Genomic DNA, 18,130 nt, shown 5'->3' with positions numbered 1-18,130 from the left:
ATCTGGCATTCCCGCCGTCTTTTTCGCTTTACAGGAACATGTATTCCCTGATGTACATTTCCCTGTTTTTTTCCGGATAAACCAGTGATTTAACCAATTCATCTATAAAGCCTTTCGCCTCGTTAACGGCGACCTCGGAAACATTCCTTTCAATGTCACGTCTGAGGCGATAGTACATATTTTCGTAATCCAGCGGCGGGTCTAAGGCGAAAACAGCTTTCGGTATAAAGTAACGGCTCCTGTCCCTTACGGAGATCTCAGCATATTTTACCGCCAGCATACCACCGTAAGACAGTCCCCCGATGGCAATCCGGTCCTTTGAAAGGTGATATTTTTCCACATTGTCCTTCGCGATTCTGTCCATGAATTTCTGTTCTTTTTCCATCGTAAAATCACCGTCTTCGAATCCGGGAAAAAGAACAAGCATATTGTTCTCATAAGCGAGCTCATCGAGATAGATCTGATTCATCACCCCTTCAGGGGTTTCGCCGCCGCCCGGCAGAACAATCAGCATCCCGGAAGGTTTTCCTTCGGGTACGATCCTGTAATAGAAATTCGGGGTATCCCCGAACTTTATTTTTTCAGGCTTCTGAGAAAACAGGGAGACACAACAGGAAAGAAAAATCAGAAGGTAAAATTTATTTTTCATGGTGTATTAAAAAAATTGAAAAGTATACGGGACCTCAACGGCAGAATATAAACGCACAACGGCAGATAATATTTTACATACAGGAAAGACAAACATTTATATTTCTCACCTGCCCAGATAAAAATCCCGCAGATTTCATCCTGAATCTGCGGGAGGGTTATGATACGGTTTTCAGAATCTGGCCTTTTATTTTATGCCGAGTTCCTGCTCGCGTTGATATTTCCGAAAAGCGAACGGGTTACCAGCTTTTCGTAGGCTTCCCGGTTGCCTTCTCCTTTCTGGATCTTCATTAAAGCATACTGCTGGATGCTGAGCAGAGGCAGGACAATCCTTTCCCGGATTTTTACCGATTTTCTGGACAGGGCATCTTCCTGCTGGAGCCTGGTAAATCCTGTCAGTTCCAGCATGATATCCCTTGAGAGCTGGTATTCATCGAACAGTACATTCCAGAATCCGCCGAATTTCGGATTGTTCTTGATGTAATACGTCAGCGGGAAGTAGGACTTGTTCATACTCATCATGGAGTTCAGTACCAGGGTTTTGAAGAAATCGGAACCGGTGTACAGTGCCCTCACCTCGTCGAAGCGGCCCTGCTCCTTCATCTGCTGCATGGCATAACCGAACCCAAAGAATCCCGGCACATTCTGCTTCAGCTGTGCCCACGAGCCCACAAACGGGATGGCCCTCAGGTCCTCAAACTTCAGCTCATTGCCGTCACCCCTTTTAGAAGGACGGCTGCCGATATTGGTTTTGCCGTAATATTCCAGCGTACTCATTTCCTGGAGATACGGTACGAACATCGGATGGGCCTTGAGATCAGCATATTTCCTGTAGCTGATATCTGCCAGCTCAATAATCAGTTTGCGTTCTTCTTCCGTAAGGTCTTTTTTTGAATTTTTAAAGACATCATTTTCCACACCGGCTGTCAGCAGCTGTTCGAAATTGTATTTGGCCTGTTCCTTATTACCGAAGATGCTGGTGATGGTCTGGCCCTGTATGGTCAGTTCGATTTTGTTATTGGCAATGGTTTTTCCTTGGGAAGCATAGAAATCGTGGGTTTTTCCTCCGCCTCTGGCCGGCGGGCCGCCCCGTCCGTCGAAAAAGACCACTTTGATCCCGTTTTCTTCGGAAAGCTTCGTCAGCACTTCCTTCGCTTTATAAATTTCCCAGTTGGCTTTCAGATAACCGCCGTCCTTAGTTCCGTCTGAGAAACCCAGCATAATGATCTGCTGCTTCCCTCTCCGTTCAAGGTGCTTTGCATAGACCGGATTCCGGTACAGTTCGCTCATTACCTTCTCGGCATTGGCCAGTCCTTCCATGGTTTCGAAAAGCGGGACAATATCCATATTGATGTTTTCCTCTTTATAGCCGCATATTTTGAAGAAGGCATATACGTTCATCACATCCTTCACGGCATCGGAATTGGAAATGATGTAGCGGTTCATTCCGCGATAGCCGTTCAGTTCCTGGATTTCCGAAATCTGGGAAACCGTCAGCAAAGTATCTTTTGCGACATCCTTAAAATCCTCCGGATTTACCTGCTCCTTCAGACTGATCAGATGATTGAATTTTTCTTCGTAATCCGCGTCAGGTTTTCCGGAAACTTTAGCAAACACCTCATCAATAACTTTCTGGTGGATCCGGCTGTCCTGGCGTACGTCCAGCGTGGCAAAATGGGTCCCGAAGATTTTCACCCGGTCCCTGAAGTTGGCCAGCAGCTCAACGAACAGCGAATTGTGCTGTTCCACAACAATTTTTTCAGCCTCATCAATCCGGCTGATGATGGCTTCCACCGTGATTTTTTCACCCCTGAAAATAGCTGCATACAGCTCATTGCTGAGTTTGGTAAGTACCTCCGAGACCCCCCTGAAGCTGAGCCTTCTCCTCACCGATTTCAGGTGGTTGTAATAGGCTTTAAGAATGGCGGAATGCAGTTCTTCCGCTACCCTTCTGGTAACATCGGCAGTTACAAAGGGATTTCCGTCGCGGTCGCCGCCCGGCCAGAACCCGAGCTGGATGATATCTTCATGCAGCTGGAAATAATCGGTTCCGAAAGTGGATTTTATCTTGTTGAAAAGCTCGCCGATGGTATCGTAGTAGACATAACGGAGATAATAAATGATGCTCAGGGCTTCGTCAATCGGGGTTGGTTTTTCTTTGTTGACGAAAGGGGTCTTGCCCAGCTGTTGCAGGAGCATATCGATATCGGTAACGGAATCATGGGTGATTGCGTTCCTCAGGTCATGCAGGATCCGCTGTACCGAGTTGGGATAAAACTGGGTAGGGTGTGCCGTAAAAACGATTTTGATGGCAAAGTCCCGTAGTTTTTCCCGCACTTTTTCCAGCTTATGGTCCTGCAGTGCATGCTCATAGAGATGGGTTACGGTTCCTTTGTCACTCTCGGAGTGCAGTCCCGGAAAGGCGGCATCTTCAATACTGTCGAACAGCACTACCTGGCGTTCAATGTACTGGATGATCTTGAACAGCAGCTCGAGCTTCTGCTCTTCTGTCTGAAGGTCGGTATGGCTGGTAAAGAATTCCTCCACGATTTCTTCCGGGGTCTTCCCGGCTTCGTAGCCGGCCTTGCTTTCTTCACAGAGAAAAGGAAGGAGCATCCCGATATTGGTCATCTTATCGTAAGGCAGGCTCATAAACAATGAATTGTAGATCTGGAATTTATTCTCCACGATCTGCCTGAATTTTTCTGCGCGTCGGTCGTGTATCATAGTCATAGTAACAAATGTAGGGGATTTTAATTTTTCTATGGAATTAATTTAATCTAAAATAATACCTAAATTGCAGTTTTATTCCGTCATGCTTAAATTAAAATCATTGTTCTTCTTATTTTTTTCGACGGCGATGTGGTCCCAGACAAGAGGTCATGATACCATAAACCGGATGCCGGACTGTACCCGGTATCATGAAGAACAGCGGCTCTACCTGAAAAACTGACATCAGAAGCGGCGGCCATCGATTACTCGGGGCTCAGCAGAAAGATTGTTGAAAATATAGTCCGGGACTGTATTCCTTCTAAAGACCTGATTGTTTTTTTAGAAAATAAAGTTGATCTTATCTGTCTTGAAGGCATCCTGAATGACTGCATGGACACGGCCGATAGTAAAAATCCATATTATAAAGATGCTGACTTCTGGAATCCCGAAACATTCCGGTTGCTGAACCGGTTCCTGGACAAGAATATCATTCCCAAGAAAAGCCGTTTGGGAGATGGCTATAAGACATTTTTATCAATCAGAAAGTAACCTATAAAGGAAGGCCCGGTGCAGAAACAAAACCAGTAAAAACGCTGGAACCTATCATTATATCTGTCATGGGATACAGAAAAAAACCTGAACGAAGATCATCATGTGCTTCGTAATCGGGAAAAACAGCGGTTAACCTGGCTACGGCCAATTCAATTGCTGTCAGCTTCCGGAGTTTCAAGGACCGGAAAGTAGAAGTGACCATCGAGTACAATCAAAGAAAACTCATCCGGACCATTCAGATCCTTACTTTTCAGTACAACCCTACACAATGGGAACAGATATTTGGTGAATTCCGGGATGAATAGCAGTTTCTTCTGACTAAAAGTCGCATTGCCGTTTTCAGGATTATTGAGTAGTTTTACTGTTTTCAATTGGCATGATCAAATTCAATTTCCATATAAAAACCAATACCCCTTCCCATCAGTCGGGTCCGGGAAATACGCAGGCCGGCACTTCCCTGACCGGTACAGATTCATGGAAAATCATCCTGATTATTTTCGGGGTCTTCTTTCTTTTCGGCATCACGGCTTTAATCGGCTTTTTTTCGATAGCTTTCGGCGGCATCAGTTCCGTATCGAAAGGAAATGATGAAAGAAGGGAACAATGGAAGAAAATCCGTTCCCTGCCGCTTCTCAAAGGTAAGATTTATGCTTCCGGTACGGTTAGTGCTCCGCTTTCCGGAACACCTGCTGCTTTGTATCTGCTGCGGGTCGGGACCGAACAATACGTATCCTACGAGAGCCCCGGTACCAACGGCAGAAGCTACATCAACAAGGAACTTGTAGAAAATTTTGATTATAATATGGCTGCCGGCTATCCGCAGGGAACCAGGATTTCCGTGAACGAAAAACTGTATACGGTCAGCTTTCAGAAGGCCATTATGGATACCACCGGAAGCGGGGAAATGCACTTCACAAAAAAAATCATCAACCGGAACCCGAGAAAATACAGCAGAAATATTCCTTTCTCCTATACAGATTACCGGATGGCCTGGGAACTGAGGAATGCTCATCCCTGGATCAGTTCATATTACGAAGATTCCTATAAAGGCGGATTCAGGAATATTATTATTAAAGAATATGTATTCCAAAACGGGGATTCATTGTACCTCAAAGGAAAAATTGCCGGCAACACGCTTCTTGTCTATCATGAACATATGCTTTATACGCCGTCACGCACCCAAAAAGAAATCCGGGAAGGCAGGAATGAGGAATAACGGGACCAGGGCAAACCTCCTTTCCCGGTGACTGAAAGGTACAATCAGCCTGTCCGGTGAATGTCCGGTGCCATTCTGTTTGGATCACAACATGGTAATGCTTATTTTTAAGTTCACAAAAAACGGCCCTTATGAAAATATACTTCCTTCTCTTCGTTATGACCTTCCTGCTCACCGCCTGCGGCGAAGACTGTTACAATGCACCGCAGCCGGTGGTTTTTGAATTCGTCAATGCGGCCGGTGAAAATATGATTACCCAAGGTACGCTCGGACCATTTACCATCAGCGATGAAAACCAGGCCAACCTGCAGCTGACCAGGACTTCCGACGACCGCATTATCCTTGAAAAGGTAGGCGCCTTCAACGGAACGAAGAACTATACCTTCTATTCCGGGATCAGGACCTTTACGTTCTCCATACAGTCCTCCGAGTTCAAGGGCGGCTGCGACGGTTACCAGATCAACAAATTAACTTTCACGGGAGTCGGAATAGACGTTACCGACGAAAAAGGGTATTACAGGATCCGGTTGGAATAATTTATGCTTCTTTACAGCCGCAACAGAACAGACCGGCAACTTTTTTATGAAATCATTTTTCCCAGCACTTATTTTCTTTTCTCTTCTGCTTTCAGGCCAGCAAGCTGTTCCTGCCGGCTTCAGGAGGATCCCGGAAATCATGGACAATCCTGAACTGCTCTACCCTTTTATAGTTCCCGATAAAAAGTATGAGTACTGGTCGGTCATGCGCAACCATCCGGATCCTGACAAAGCAGTCATCTATGAAAGCCAGATGCCTGATCATCTGACCCTCAATGATCCGGCACCTGAAAAAGGTTTTTTTCAGCACTGCACCGGTGAAGACTGCTTTTCTTACCTGATGGCCTGTGAAAACGGCAGAACCCGGTATTTCGCTACCGAACAGCAGCTGAGAAGCTTTATCGGAACGGTGGACAACCTTCCCGAAGCAATGCTGATTGCCAACACATACGGCTATGTTACAGACAGCAGCAATCCGGGAAGAAGTTCTTATAAAATGGAAGACCGGTATATTTCGTTGTATCTGACCTCAATAAAAAAAGGACCGCAGTCCACGGAATCCTTTCTCATCAGGATCAACAGGAAGACCGGAAAAGCGGAGGTGAAAAAGCAACCGGAATAAAAACAGGCCGGTTCAGCTAAGACGGCACGCTCTCGTGATGTTGAAGAACTGTCCGGAAACCACTATGGCTTTTTCTACTGCGTTTTTACATAGATTCTGAAAATAAGCCCGCAGATTTGGCAGGTTGAGATGGCTCTGCGCCATATCGGGGACCTGTAAGAATCTGCTTCAGCCGTATCGATGGCTCCGGGACTGATGCACTTTCCTGTTGATCCGGCAAACCCGTTAGTTGTGCTTCGGCTAAGAGATACATGGAATAAAACATCATTTCTTTTACCTGAATTCAAATTCCCCTTTTCTCAACTTTCAGGATTCCATTTTCTGGCTCTGACCTTACACTTCATAGCTTTCATCAAAACCCATAATTAGAATTTTAGAACTTCCTTACCTGAAATTTTCCGTGACAATGCGTAAATTTGGACTATTATAAATTGACAACATGCTTAATTTCGAGTTTAAAAATCCGACCAAAATAGTATTCGGGAAAGGGGAAATTGCTAAAATTTCAAAGGAAATCCCTTCAGATGCAAAAGTTTTACTGATTTACGGAGGCGGCAGCATCAAAAACAATGGTGTTTACGATCAGGTAAAAGAAGCTTTAAAAGATCATGAAACCTATGAATTCGGCGGTGTGCCCGCCAATCCGGAATATGAAATCTTGATGGAAGCCCTCGCGCTGATCCGGGAGAACAATATCACTTTCCTGCTGGCCGTAGGCAGTGGCTCCGTGATTGACGGCACCAAATTCCTTTCAGCCGCCGCAAACTATGAAGGCGAACCCTGGGAAATCCTTAAAAAACCCGTACGCACCCTGGAAGGCGAAGGTATGCCTTTCGGTACGGTGCTGACCCTGCCGGCCACAGGTTCAGAAATGAATTCCGGTTATGTGATCTCCAGAAGGGAAACCCACGAAAAACTTTCCTCCGGCGGCCCCGGGCTTTTCCCTCAGTTTTCGGTGCTGGATCCGGAAGTGGTGAGAACCATCCCTGAACGGCAGATCGTCAACGGGCTGACGGATGCCTATACCCACGTCCTGGAACAATACATGACTGCCCCTTCACCGGCCGACCTGCAGGAAAGAATTGCGGAAAGCATCCTGATCAGCTTACAGGAATCTGCTCCGAAACTGCTGTCCGGCGACTTTGATTACGATGCTGCAGGAAACTTCATGTGGTGCTGCACCATGGCACTGAACGGCCTTATCCAGAAAGGGGTCATTACCGACTGGGCTGTGCATGCCATGGGCCATGAACTGACCGCTTATTTCGGCATCGACCATGCCCGCACACTGGCGGTGATCGCCCCGTCCCACTACCGCTATCATTTTGAAGACAAAAAAGGCAAACTGGCACAGTACGCGGAAAGGGTCTGGGGAATAAAAGACGGAACCACAGAAGAAAAAGCCGAAGCGGGAATCAGGAAACTGGAAGAATTCTTCCACCACCTGAACATCCGGACAAAGCTCTCCGAATATACGGAGGATTTCAGCGGAACGGCAGAGCGCGTGGAAAAAGCCTTTACTGAGAGAAACTGGACCGGATTGGGGGAATACAAGAAACTGACCCCACAGGATGCCCGTAAGATCGTGGAGATGAGTTATTAAAAGCAGGAAGCCGGACAGGACCGTGATGTCCTGTAGGTCAACCATGCACTGTAAATAAACCGGGACCCGGAATCACTGCCTGTTATAGAAACAGACAGTCATCCCGGATCCCGGTTTTCTTTTATACCTGCTTACGGCAGCTGCTTCAGAGGTAAGGTAAAACGGTATATTTTTGATAATCAACTTCAGGCATTCCGGACGTCGCTTCCATCTGATTTACCTTTTCAGCAAACATTCGTTTAAAAAACCTCGATTTCATTATATATATTTCGAATTTATTTATATTTTAGCATATTCTAAATTTGTGATAATGAAAAAACAGTTACTTCTATTTGCCTTTTCAGCATTAACGCTTGCTTCTTGTGAAGATGAGGATACCCAGGCATACGAATTGGATATGATGAAAGGTGATTGGAAGATCAGTAAAACGGAAACCATTTCCGGAAAGGACGATAAAACCATAATCGATACGTATACTCCTACGGGGTGTGAAACAAAGAATAATGCCTATTTCAGTACGGATTATTCCACTTCCTATACCGAATATTCCGGTACGGGAACAAACTGTCAGGTAGCTGCGGTAAGTTCGGGTACCTACGAGTATAATTCTGAAACCAAAGATCTGACCCTCAAGTATAAAAACGAAAGTCCGATGAAATTTAAGGTCGTTATTCTTACCAGCTCGGAAATGAGAATGAAGCAGACCTCCGATAATATCGATATGGACGGAGATACGATTCCCGATGCCATCTATGTATCCTATAAAAGATAAATCACGATACACTCCCGGCCTTCCGGGAGTTTTCTATGAAAGAGAATTTTAATTTCAATCCATAATTAAATAATGAAGAAGATCCTATCTGCATTTCTGATGCTTGTATTCGCCCTTTCCTTTTCGCAGGAAAAAAAACCGATGTTCTGGGAAGACATCCAACATTTCAAACAGCTGGACCGTGAACACACGCCGCCTGAAAATGCCATCCTGCTGGTCGGAAGCTCATCCTTCACGAAATGGACAGACGTCGACCGCTATTTCCCGGATAAGCACATCATCAACCGGGGTTTCGGTGGCTCACGGCTTACTGACCTGAACTACTACGCGAATGACCTCCTGAGCCCTTATCAGCCTAAACAGATCATCGTCTACTGCGGTGAAAATGATTTTGCCGACAATGACAAATTAAAAGCAGATGCTGTAGTTGAAAGGTTCAAAACATTCTATCAGAAAATCAGGTCCAGGTTCCCGAAAGTGGAAATAGATTTCATTTCCATTAAGTATTCCCCGAGCCGCGAAAAGCTCTGGCCGCAGATGAAAGAAGCCAATACAAAGATTGCCGCTTTCATGAAGAAGCAGCCCCATGCCGGATTTATAGACATCACAAAAGTGATGCAGGACGCCGAAGGTAAGGTACGGAAAGACCTTTTCGTGGAAGATATGCTGCACATGACCCCCGAAGGTTACCGCCTCTGGACTTCTGTGATGGATCCTTATATGAAATAACAACCTGATTTTATTGTATGAAAGATTCCGTCAACCAGCTTCCCCTTTTCCGGAAGGCACAGGAAATTTACCAGACGCTGATCACCCTTACCGATCTTTTCCCGGAAGACAACACCTATCTTCAGCACATCAAGTCCCATCTGCTGGGCGACATCATGATGATTCAGGCGAAAATTTCCGGGGCCCATGCCGTAAAGCTCTACGATATCAGGATGGAAAATGCAGCCATTATCCGTAAAGCAGCACGGGATATTATGGTCGGCGGAAACAATCTTCAGGATTTCGGTTTCGCGGATGCCCGGTATTACCGGATCATCAGGAGCCAGATTGAGGAATTCAGGCTGCTGTTCGTAGAATGGGTAGCCGGGTTCAATCCGAAACATTTTATCGTGGACAGCTGGGGGCTTTTCAACCCGCCCGGCATTTCATACGATTATGTACAGGGCGATGATGAACTCGATTTTCTGAATGAGGATGAAAATGAAGATGAAGATGAAGATGAATAACAACATCCGCTGAGAGATTCTGGAAAGTCTGTACTATTACCTATTGAATGTAATCAAGCCGCCATCTTTTACAGCAGATAACAATAAATCAACATTAAATAATAGAGAGACTGTCTTCCGTAAGGCAGTCTTTTTTTACAGGCAATGGTAAAACATTTCACCGGATCTCTGGTCCCGCCTGTGCAGGCAGTGTATGGTCAATGTGAAGCGTCTGCTTTTTCAGGAGCTTTTTCCTGCTATCCGCTATTACTCCTCGCGCCTTCGCTCTCCAATGCACGCCAACGCCAGACCCCTGCCCCCCCGACCCTCCGGTACCGCTGTGGGGTAGCCGCTGCTATCAGGGCTATGGGCGGCAGTCTTTATTTTCACCGGAAGTGCAGGAGTCAATGGTCAATCCGCTTCGCTGGCCAATGGTCAATTTAACCTCAGCGACATTCACGCTGATGCGAGCGTCACGATCGTGCCCCACAACTGCATGGTCCGGCTTTGTATTACTCCCGCAGAGCGAAGTTCATCATTCACCTGTATGGTCAATGGTCAATTTCTGCGAGTCAATGGTCAATCTCTTAACATACTCTAAAATTCATCATGGACTAAACTGGCGCGATCGTCACAATCGTGTCCCACAGCAACACTGCTGATGAATGTTGGAAATACGCGAAGCCGCAAGGAATACTGAAAAAAGGCGTGGTATAAGGCGCAAAGAATTTGACAAAGTCAAATTTTAATGCTGCTGAACTGCTCATTTTACCAGTACCTTCTTCGGGAAATCAATCAGCAGTATCCCATTTTATCTCCGATAAAATCCTTGTACCAGGCTGGCGCGAGCGTCACGCTCGTATCCCACAACTGTATGGTCCAGCTCTGTATTACTCCCGCAGAGGGAAGTTTCTCATTAACCTTTGTTATCAATAATCAATTCCTGCTGGTGAATGGTTAATTTTTTAACGTACTCTAAATTCACAATGCAGGTCCGGCTCTTCATTCATCCCGCAGAGCGAAGGAGGGGAATATCCGTTAAGTGTACCGGATAAGATACAACCGGCAATCCGGAAAAAAAAGCCCTTCCGGAATTCCGGAAGGGTGTATGTGAGTAGACAGGAGTTACTTCTTTTTCTTAGACTTGGAGATGGCTTTCTGCTGGGCCCTGTTGGCTCCGAATTTCTTGGGCGCTTTCCTCTTGGAAGGTCCGCCCCAGTTTTCTTTGGTATTTTTGGCTTTCTTTTCGTGGAATGCCCCTCCGCCGTCATTCAGTTTTACCTGAACTGGATTTTTCATGACTACCTGCTCTTCTTCGGAAGCGATTTTCTTCGGATTGATTTTTACTTCCTGCGGGAACGGCATAAACTGAAGTTCCTTGTCCATCAGAAGTTCGATGTCCAAGATCAACGGCTCTTCTTTCTTGGTAACGAAAGTAACGGCTTTACCGTCTTTATCGGCCCTTCCGGTTCTTCCGATCCGGTGGATGTACTGTTCCGGAATATCCGGGGTTTCAAAATTGATGACGTGGGTAATATCCGAAATATCGAGACCTCTGGCCATAACATCGGTAGTAATCAAACCCCTTATTTCTTCGTTCTCAAAACTTTTCATGGCTCTCAGCCTGTAGTTCTGGGATTTGTTGGAGTGGATCACATCAAACTGTTCCGGGAACAGTTCATCGATTTTCGTAAAGAGGAGATCGGCATTCTTTTTATTATTGGTAAAGATCAGCACTTTGGACATCTCTTCACCGGTTTTCAGGAGATGCTCCAGGAGGTTGATCTTGGTATTGAAATTCTCTACCTTAAAAGCCGTCTGCTCTATTTTTTCAAGCGGTGTTCCGGATTTGGCCAGGGAGATTTCTACAGGGCTGGCAAAATACTGGTCGAGCATTTCATCCACGGCTTCCGTCATGGTTGCTGAAAACAGGATGTTCTGCCTTTTCTCCTTCATCATTTCAAAGATGTGGGTAAGCTGCGGCCTGAAGCCCAGGTTCAGCATTTCGTCAAACTCGTCAATAATCAGCTTCTGGACTTCTTTCAGGGAGATGGCATTATCGATGGCAAGGTCCATCACCCTTCCCGGGGTACCGATCAGGATATCGCAACCGTCGTTAAACAGCAGTTTCTGGGTATTGATATTTTTCCCGCCATAGATCCCTATTACTCTTGCAGTGATGTTTTCCGTAAGTTTTTCCACGATTTCCGTTACCTGCACCACCAGCTCACGGGTTGGTACCAGCACCAAAACCGTGGGGTTGCCGGTTTTATTGTACTTCCAGGTTTTCAGTACCGGCAGCAGGTAAGCCAGTGTTTTCCCGGTACCGGTCTGGGCAATTCCCATCACGTCGCGTCCGGAAAGGATCGGCTTTATGCTTTTTTCCTGGATGGGCGTCGGCTCGAATAAATTGAGATCCGCTAAAACATCGAGAATCTTCTCCGGAAGTTCAAAATCTGCAAAAGTGAGTTTTTCCATTTTGCAAAGATAGGCAATTAATTTTTTAAAGTTAAACATCTAAACTTTACGACTGAGCAGACGTATTTAGATTAAGGCTCTGATTTTCGATGACGCCTGCATAAAAGTTAAAAATGCAGCAGGATTTCCCCGGTACTTTACGAGATCATACATTTACGGTGTACTTTTATGTGGGCTAATATTATTCTGCAGATATGATATTCTTAAGGAATATGGATTTTTAAGAGTTAATTTTAAATGGGGTTTACAATTTAAATCTAACAATTAAATCACGCAGATTGTGCAGATTGCGCAGATTTATTTTGTGAGGCTAGAGATATCATCATTCATGAATCTGTTCTAAAAAAACATTGACCAGCACAGTTCCGGCATTTATAATACGCTTAAAATTTACTTGCTCCAGGGGAACAATATCTGTGTAGGCGATAATGATAAGCATTGTTACAGAACTCCAGCGGAGTTCTATCTTTTTACAGCCAATAGGGAGATAGCACAACTACGGCGTGCATCTTATTTACCTTTATTGTGGCTACACAGATGATGTTCCTATGGAAAAAGAATTTTGAGAATGAGGGTAACAATTCATTTTAACAAAGGAAATTGAATCAAACCGTTCATAAACTATTTTCTTGTGATCCTCAACAGAATGACAATCATTAAAAATACGGAGAATATAAAACCTAATACCGCAACCAGAGACAGTTCGCCGATCCTCGGTCCGGCTTCCGATACAAAAACAATGGCCGTGGCAATCATATTGGCGCCCAAAATCATGGCCAGTATCAGATTGATGATGCTGGACTTGATCAGCTGGTTGGTTTTCTCAATATTCTTGATCTCGCTGGAAACGGTAAATTTATTTTCATCGAGTTTCTGCAATACCGAACGCAGTTCTTTCGGGATTTCGTCTACGTTATCCGTAAAGCTCATCATCCGGTCCATGCCTGTTTTCATGATGTTCTTCGGACTGATCTTTTTTGCGAGTATCTTTTTGGTATACGGATGAAGGCTTTTGACCACATCCAGCTCCGGATTGATGGTTCTCCCTACCCCTTCGATAAGACCGATGCCCTTGAACAGCAGGTAAAAATAGTCCGGCATATAGAGGCGGTTGTCCTTCAGTACATCCTTCATCTTATTCATCACGGCCTGGGGATTGATCTCTTTCAGGGAAGTGCTGTGAACGAAGTTCAGGATATCTTCCACATCATTTTCAAATCTCCTTTCGTCAGGGATCTGGTAGGTCACCGCCATTTTTTTCAGGGAGCGGACAATTTTATGGGGATTTTTTGCCACGAAGCTGACAATCAGACTTTCCAGCACTTCTTTGTCATTCGGCGGAATCTTCCCTACAGCCCCGAAATCGATAAAGACCACCCTGCCGTCTTTTTTTACCAGAATATTGCCGGCATGCGGATCGGCATGGAAAAAGCCGTAGTCCAGGATCTGCGATACGAAGAGCCTGAGCCCGGTTTCAGAAATGGCTACGGGATCGATTCCGTGTTGAAGAAGCGTTTTCTGATCCGTTACCTTAATCCCGTCGATGAATTCCATACACAATACGGTATTGTTCGAGAATTCACCATAGACTTCAGGAACGTAGGTTTCCTTATTATTTTTGAAATTCCTCCTGAACTGAAGAATATTTTCCCTTTCATTGATGAGCGACACCTCTTCAAGCAGCGATTTTTCAAAAGTAGAGATGGCCTGCCTGAGGTTCAGTTTATCCCCTATTTCAGAATAGGCAGAAACCAGTTTTTCAAGATCTTTGATCAGCAGCAGATCGTCCTCAATCAAGGACTGGACATCCGGTTTCTTAATTTTCAGAATAACTTCTTTTCCGTTAAGCAGCACCGCTCTGTAAACCTGGGCAATGGAAGCCGTTGCCAGCGGTTCAGGGTCAACAGACAGGAAATGGTCCTGTACCGCAATGCTGAATTCATTTTCCAGGATTTCCTGTACATTCAGATCTACGGTTTCCACTTTGTCCTGCAGTTTCTGCAGTTCCTGGATCAGCTCAGGCGGCAGCAGGTCTTCGCGGTTGCTGAAGGTCTGGCCAAGCTTTACGAAAGTAGGTCCCAGCTCTTCAAGGACCAGCCGGATCCTCTCATACACCGTTCCTTTGGAGATTATTTCTTCTGCATTTGCCGGAATTTCTTCCCTGTTCCCACCGTTCATCCGGGCCAGCATATCTTTAAACCCGTATTTGCTTAATACGGAAATGAGCTTGGCTGACCTTTTTAATTTTCTTTGCTGCTTATCAAACATATCCTTAAATGTAACTGCAATTTAACTCAAAAATTATTCCTACTTATAGCTAGAGTATAATTTTACTAGTCATGTATAATATCATAGTTTTATAAATCATCACATATTAACAAAATACAATTTGTTTCTTATAATAAAATTCAAACCATTTTGAATTATTTAGCAATAAATCTTATATTTACAATGATATACAACTCAAATGTTCAATATTCAAATCTAATTAAAATGAAAACCTGTTTATTGTTAATCATGTTAATTTCTTCATTTATGTCATCACAAAATTTCAATTATTTTAACGATTTGCATAGTGCAGATTCATTATATCAGCAGAAAAAATACAAAGATGCCGGACAAATGTTCGACTTGGCTATCAATTATTTCGGGCAAAAGCCATTTCAAGATGTTCTTTACAATGCTGCATGTACATGGAGCTTGGCAGGGAATAAAGATAAAGCTTTCCTATACCTTGAAAAAATTGTATCAGATCAAACCTTATTTTCCAAGAGCAGTGATCCTGTTACATTTTATAATCAATTGATACAGGATAAAGATTTTGAACCCATATGGAAAGATGTACGTTGGAAAAAGATAGTGACTTCAGCGGCAATGAAGAAGAGCAGATTGGAAAAAAATATTGATGAATCTTTATCTGAAAAGATTCTGGTAATGAAAAATGATGACCAATTTTTAAGACTTCGTCTTGATTCTTTAAGACTTGCAAAGAAAGTTACTCCCGAAGAAGAAAAAACAATGTGGAGAACTATAGCTAAAAAAGATTCCATGAATGTGGAAAAGCTAAATGCTATTATATCTCAACACGGATGGCCCGAACCGGAAAAGGTAGGTTTCGATAACAGCCATACTTTATTTATGGTCTTACAGCATGCCAGCTTGGATGTTCAGAAAAAATATTTTAATTTAATTAAAAATGCAGTAGCTACTAGAAAAGCATTTCCGGATGATTTTGCTTTATTACAGGATAGGATTAATATGCGCTCGAAAATTCCTCAGATCTATGGAAGCCAGACACTGTATGATGCATCATCCGGATATACTGTTTTCCCTATATATGATGTGGAACATCTTGACGAAAGGCGCGCCTCTGCTGGACTGATGTCTATGTCCGATTACATGAAAGCATTCAATCTTAAATGGGACCTCAATGAATATAAATCAAAGGAGAATGAATTATATGGGAATTATATAAAAAATAGATGAAATTATGAAATAACAATTATTAGTAAATTACGAAATTAGCATAACAATAAACCAACAAATATTTAAAAATCATGAAAAAACTTAAAAAATTTGAAGTAAAAGAAGAATTATTGAAAAAAATTCAAGGTGGAACAAGAGAGCTTACTCAGCTTCCTGGCGGTGGAAGTTCTTCTTCCAGTTCTTCTTCCAGTTCTTCTTCCAGTTCATCATCATCGTATGCAGAGACTGAGTCTGAATCTGAGTCTGAATCCGAATCTGAAACAAGTTCAGGAATTGAAAATTACTAAGATCATCTTAGGATAAAATAGGGGCTGTCTATGAAAATAGTCGGCCCTTATTTATTAGAATAATATAATCTTCAATATAATTGTAATGATATTGATTTTATCCAGAACTGATGACGGATCTACTAACAGAATTATAGATTGGTTGGTTTATCAGAAAAAAGAATATATAAGGCTTAATGGTAACAGAAATAATTATAAACTTCTATCCATTAAACCTGATGAAATTTCTGTAGAAATATATGGAAAAAAAATAAACCTTTTAAGATCTTCCAGCTTTTGGTACAGAAGAAGTGCTTTTAGTGAGCGTACTTTCAATTACACTAGTAAAAAAGATCAACTAAAACACATTTTTAAGGAAGAAATTGACCAATTTTTTATCAATAGTCAATTAAATAATGAGTTTAGGGTTATTTTTGAATATCTATATTATCTTTTAGAGGATCATATTCCTAATAAAGTAGGAAATTATTTCCATAGGGATGTTAATAAGCTTATCATTCTGCATGAAGCTTCTAAGGCAGGCCTGCAAATTCCAAAATCATATATTGCTCATACCAAAGATGATCTGCTTTCATTAAAAGATAAAAAAATCATAACAAAAGCTTTGAAAGACGGTGTCTATTATTTAAAGCGGAAATATGAGTATTTTTCCTACACCGAAGAAATTGATTTTACAAATACAGTTACTGAACGTATCAGTAATGAGTTTGTACCGTCCCTTTTACAGGAAAAAATCAATAAAAAATATGAACTCCGTGTTTTTTATCTTGATAAAAAACTTTATCCTACTGTTATTTTTTCACAGCAACATAAAAGTGCAGCTGTCGACTTTAGGAAATCACCTGAAAACATACGTTTTCTCCCTTATAATCTTCCGGAAGATATTCGGGAGAAGATTGGAAAACTTATGGAACAGCTTGGTCATAAAATAGGTGCCATTGATCTTATTGTAGATGAAAATGACCAATATATTTTCCTGGAAGTAAATCCGGGTGGTCAATTTTCTTATTATTCAGACCATTGTAATTATTACTTAGAAAAAGAAATCGCTCAGCTTCTGACATGAAAAAATTAAAAATAAAAAAACAACACAGGCCCTTATTACCTCTTTTTTACAATAATATAAGCTATAAAGAGATGGATGATTCAACATATTCTTTTGAAATCCCCCATTCACGGAAATATATGAATTATACCAATATTAATGTTCCCCATAAACTCATTTCCAAAATAATCGATTATTCGAAATTAGACTGATAAATGACCATGAAATCTAAATTTTTACTCTTATTCACAAATGTTTTTTTCGTGAGAGGATATACCAGAACAATGGTTTTGGATATACAAAAAGAAAAATGGATATTTATAGATAATGAATATTATGAGATTATCCTGCAGCTAAAAACTAAGAGCATAGAATCAGTAACTGAAAGTTTTGATGCAAATAGTATAGTGTATTTCAATGAATTTGTAAATTTTATTCTTGATAATGATTACGGAGCAATAGTTGACGATATTAATCTCTTCCCTGAAATCAGGGAATATTGGGATTCACCTTATCAGATTGATAATGCTATTTTAGATCTGGATAAGCAAAGTTCATATGAAATCAGTTCAATTGCAGATCAATTGCAAAAACTTAATTGCCAGTTTATCGAAATAAGATATTTTGGTCTGTTTGATATCGAGAAATTAAATACCGTTCTATCGCATTTCGAAGGTAAAGATCTGCGGTTTATACATGTAATTACAGAATATGGTAATTTTGAACAGGAAGAATATTTTAAGCTTTGTACGAAATATATTAACGTTGGCTTCACTTTATATAATTCCCCTGTCAATAAACTTGTAAAGTCTTCATTAAACAATATTGTAAGTGGAATGGGTCATATAAACTATATTCAGCAGAAAATAGATAATTGCTCTTTTTGCGGTATTATCAATGAGACAACTCTTATCAAGCCAAAAGACGTAACTGATTTTATGGAAAACAAACTATTTAAT

General features: G+C 42.4%; 15 protein-coding genes. 11 read left to right on the top strand and 4 right to left on the bottom strand.

From position 1 onward, the window contains the following. Window positions 1–28: 28 nt before the first annotated feature. Window positions 29–649, bottom strand: a complete 621-nt coding sequence (locus QZ735_RS18795) for a hypothetical protein (RefSeq protein WP_294251934.1) — start codon at window positions 647–649, stop codon at window positions 29–31. A 191-nt stretch (window positions 650–840) separates the two neighbouring features. After that, window positions 841–3,375: a phosphoenolpyruvate carboxylase gene (locus QZ735_RS18790; RefSeq protein ID WP_294251936.1), complete on the bottom strand. Its 2,535-nt coding sequence runs from the start codon at window positions 3,373–3,375 to the stop codon at window positions 841–843. A gap of 913 nt (window positions 3,376–4,288) precedes the next feature. Between QZ735_RS18790 and QZ735_RS18785 the strand changes: the two genes are divergently transcribed. The 7 genes from QZ735_RS18785 (at window position 4,289) to QZ735_RS18755 (ending at window position 9,896) form a co-directional block, all read left to right on the top strand. Then, window positions 4,289–5,128: a hypothetical protein gene (locus QZ735_RS18785; protein WP_294251931.1), complete on the top strand. Its 840-nt coding sequence runs from the start codon at window positions 4,289–4,291 to the stop codon at window positions 5,126–5,128. Window positions 5,129–5,259: 131 nt separating this feature from the next. Further along, window positions 5,260–5,664: a hypothetical protein gene (locus QZ735_RS18780; RefSeq protein WP_294251927.1), complete on the top strand. Its 405-nt coding sequence runs from the start codon at window positions 5,260–5,262 to the stop codon at window positions 5,662–5,664. Window positions 5,665–5,710: 46 nt separating this feature from the next. Then, window positions 5,711–6,286, top strand: a complete 576-nt coding sequence (locus QZ735_RS18775) for a hypothetical protein (protein ID WP_294251924.1) — start codon at window positions 5,711–5,713, stop codon at window positions 6,284–6,286. A gap of 439 nt (window positions 6,287–6,725) precedes the next feature. Next, a complete protein-coding gene (locus tag QZ735_RS18770; RefSeq protein ID WP_294251921.1) occupies window positions 6,726–7,889 on the top strand; it encodes an iron-containing alcohol dehydrogenase in 1,164 nt (387 codons plus the stop codon). A gap of 310 nt (window positions 7,890–8,199) precedes the next feature. Then, window positions 8,200–8,661, top strand: coding sequence for a lipocalin family protein (locus QZ735_RS18765; protein WP_294251917.1), 462 nt, complete (start codon window positions 8,200–8,202; stop codon window positions 8,659–8,661). 72 nt (window positions 8,662–8,733) lie between these two features. Beyond that, window positions 8,734–9,390, top strand: a complete 657-nt coding sequence (locus tag QZ735_RS18760) for a GDSL-type esterase/lipase family protein (RefSeq protein ID WP_294251914.1) — start codon at window positions 8,734–8,736, stop codon at window positions 9,388–9,390. Between the two features lie 17 nt (window positions 9,391–9,407). Further along, complete coding sequence (locus QZ735_RS18755) at window positions 9,408–9,896, top strand: hypothetical protein (RefSeq protein WP_294251911.1); 489 nt, start codon at window positions 9,408–9,410, stop codon at window positions 9,894–9,896. A 1,104-nt stretch (window positions 9,897–11,000) separates the two neighbouring features. Here QZ735_RS18755 and QZ735_RS18750 read toward each other — a convergent pair. Together QZ735_RS18750 and QZ735_RS18745 are read right to left on the bottom strand one after the other, a co-directional pair. Continuing rightward, a complete protein-coding gene (locus QZ735_RS18750; RefSeq protein ID WP_294251908.1) occupies window positions 11,001–12,353 on the bottom strand; it encodes a DEAD/DEAH box helicase in 1,353 nt (450 codons plus the stop codon). 621 nt (window positions 12,354–12,974) lie between these two features. Then, complete coding sequence (locus QZ735_RS18745; protein WP_294251905.1) at window positions 12,975–14,621, bottom strand: AarF/UbiB family protein; 1,647 nt, start codon at window positions 14,619–14,621, stop codon at window positions 12,975–12,977. Window positions 14,622–14,771: 150 nt separating this feature from the next. Here QZ735_RS18745 and QZ735_RS18740 point away from each other — a divergent pair, with 150 nt between their 5' ends. From QZ735_RS18740 to QZ735_RS18725, 4 genes are all read left to right on the top strand, one after another. Next, on the top strand, window positions 14,772–15,839 hold the full coding sequence (locus QZ735_RS18740; RefSeq protein WP_294251900.1) for a DUF6624 domain-containing protein: 1,068 nt from the start codon (window positions 14,772–14,774) through the stop codon (window positions 15,837–15,839). Between the two features lie 71 nt (window positions 15,840–15,910). Beyond that, window positions 15,911–16,126 (top strand): hypothetical protein, encoded by a 216-nt coding sequence (locus tag QZ735_RS18735; protein WP_294251897.1) that lies wholly within the window; start codon window positions 15,911–15,913, stop codon window positions 16,124–16,126. Between the two features lie 85 nt (window positions 16,127–16,211). After that, window positions 16,212–17,192, top strand: coding sequence for a grasp-with-spasm system ATP-grasp peptide maturase (gene gwsG, locus QZ735_RS18730; protein WP_294251895.1), 981 nt, complete (start codon window positions 16,212–16,214; stop codon window positions 17,190–17,192). A 242-nt stretch (window positions 17,193–17,434) separates the two neighbouring features. Then, window positions 17,435–18,130, top strand: a 696-nt coding sequence (locus QZ735_RS18725) for a hypothetical protein (RefSeq protein WP_294251892.1), incomplete at its 3' end; no start/stop codon positions are given.

Origin of the sequence: uncultured Chryseobacterium sp., from assembly GCF_913776365.1 — a bacterium.
Taxonomy (GTDB): Bacteria; Bacteroidota; Bacteroidia; order Flavobacteriales; family Weeksellaceae; genus Chryseobacterium.
Note: the sequence above shows the minus strand (reverse complement) of the source record. Positions and strands in the feature narration are given on the sequence as shown.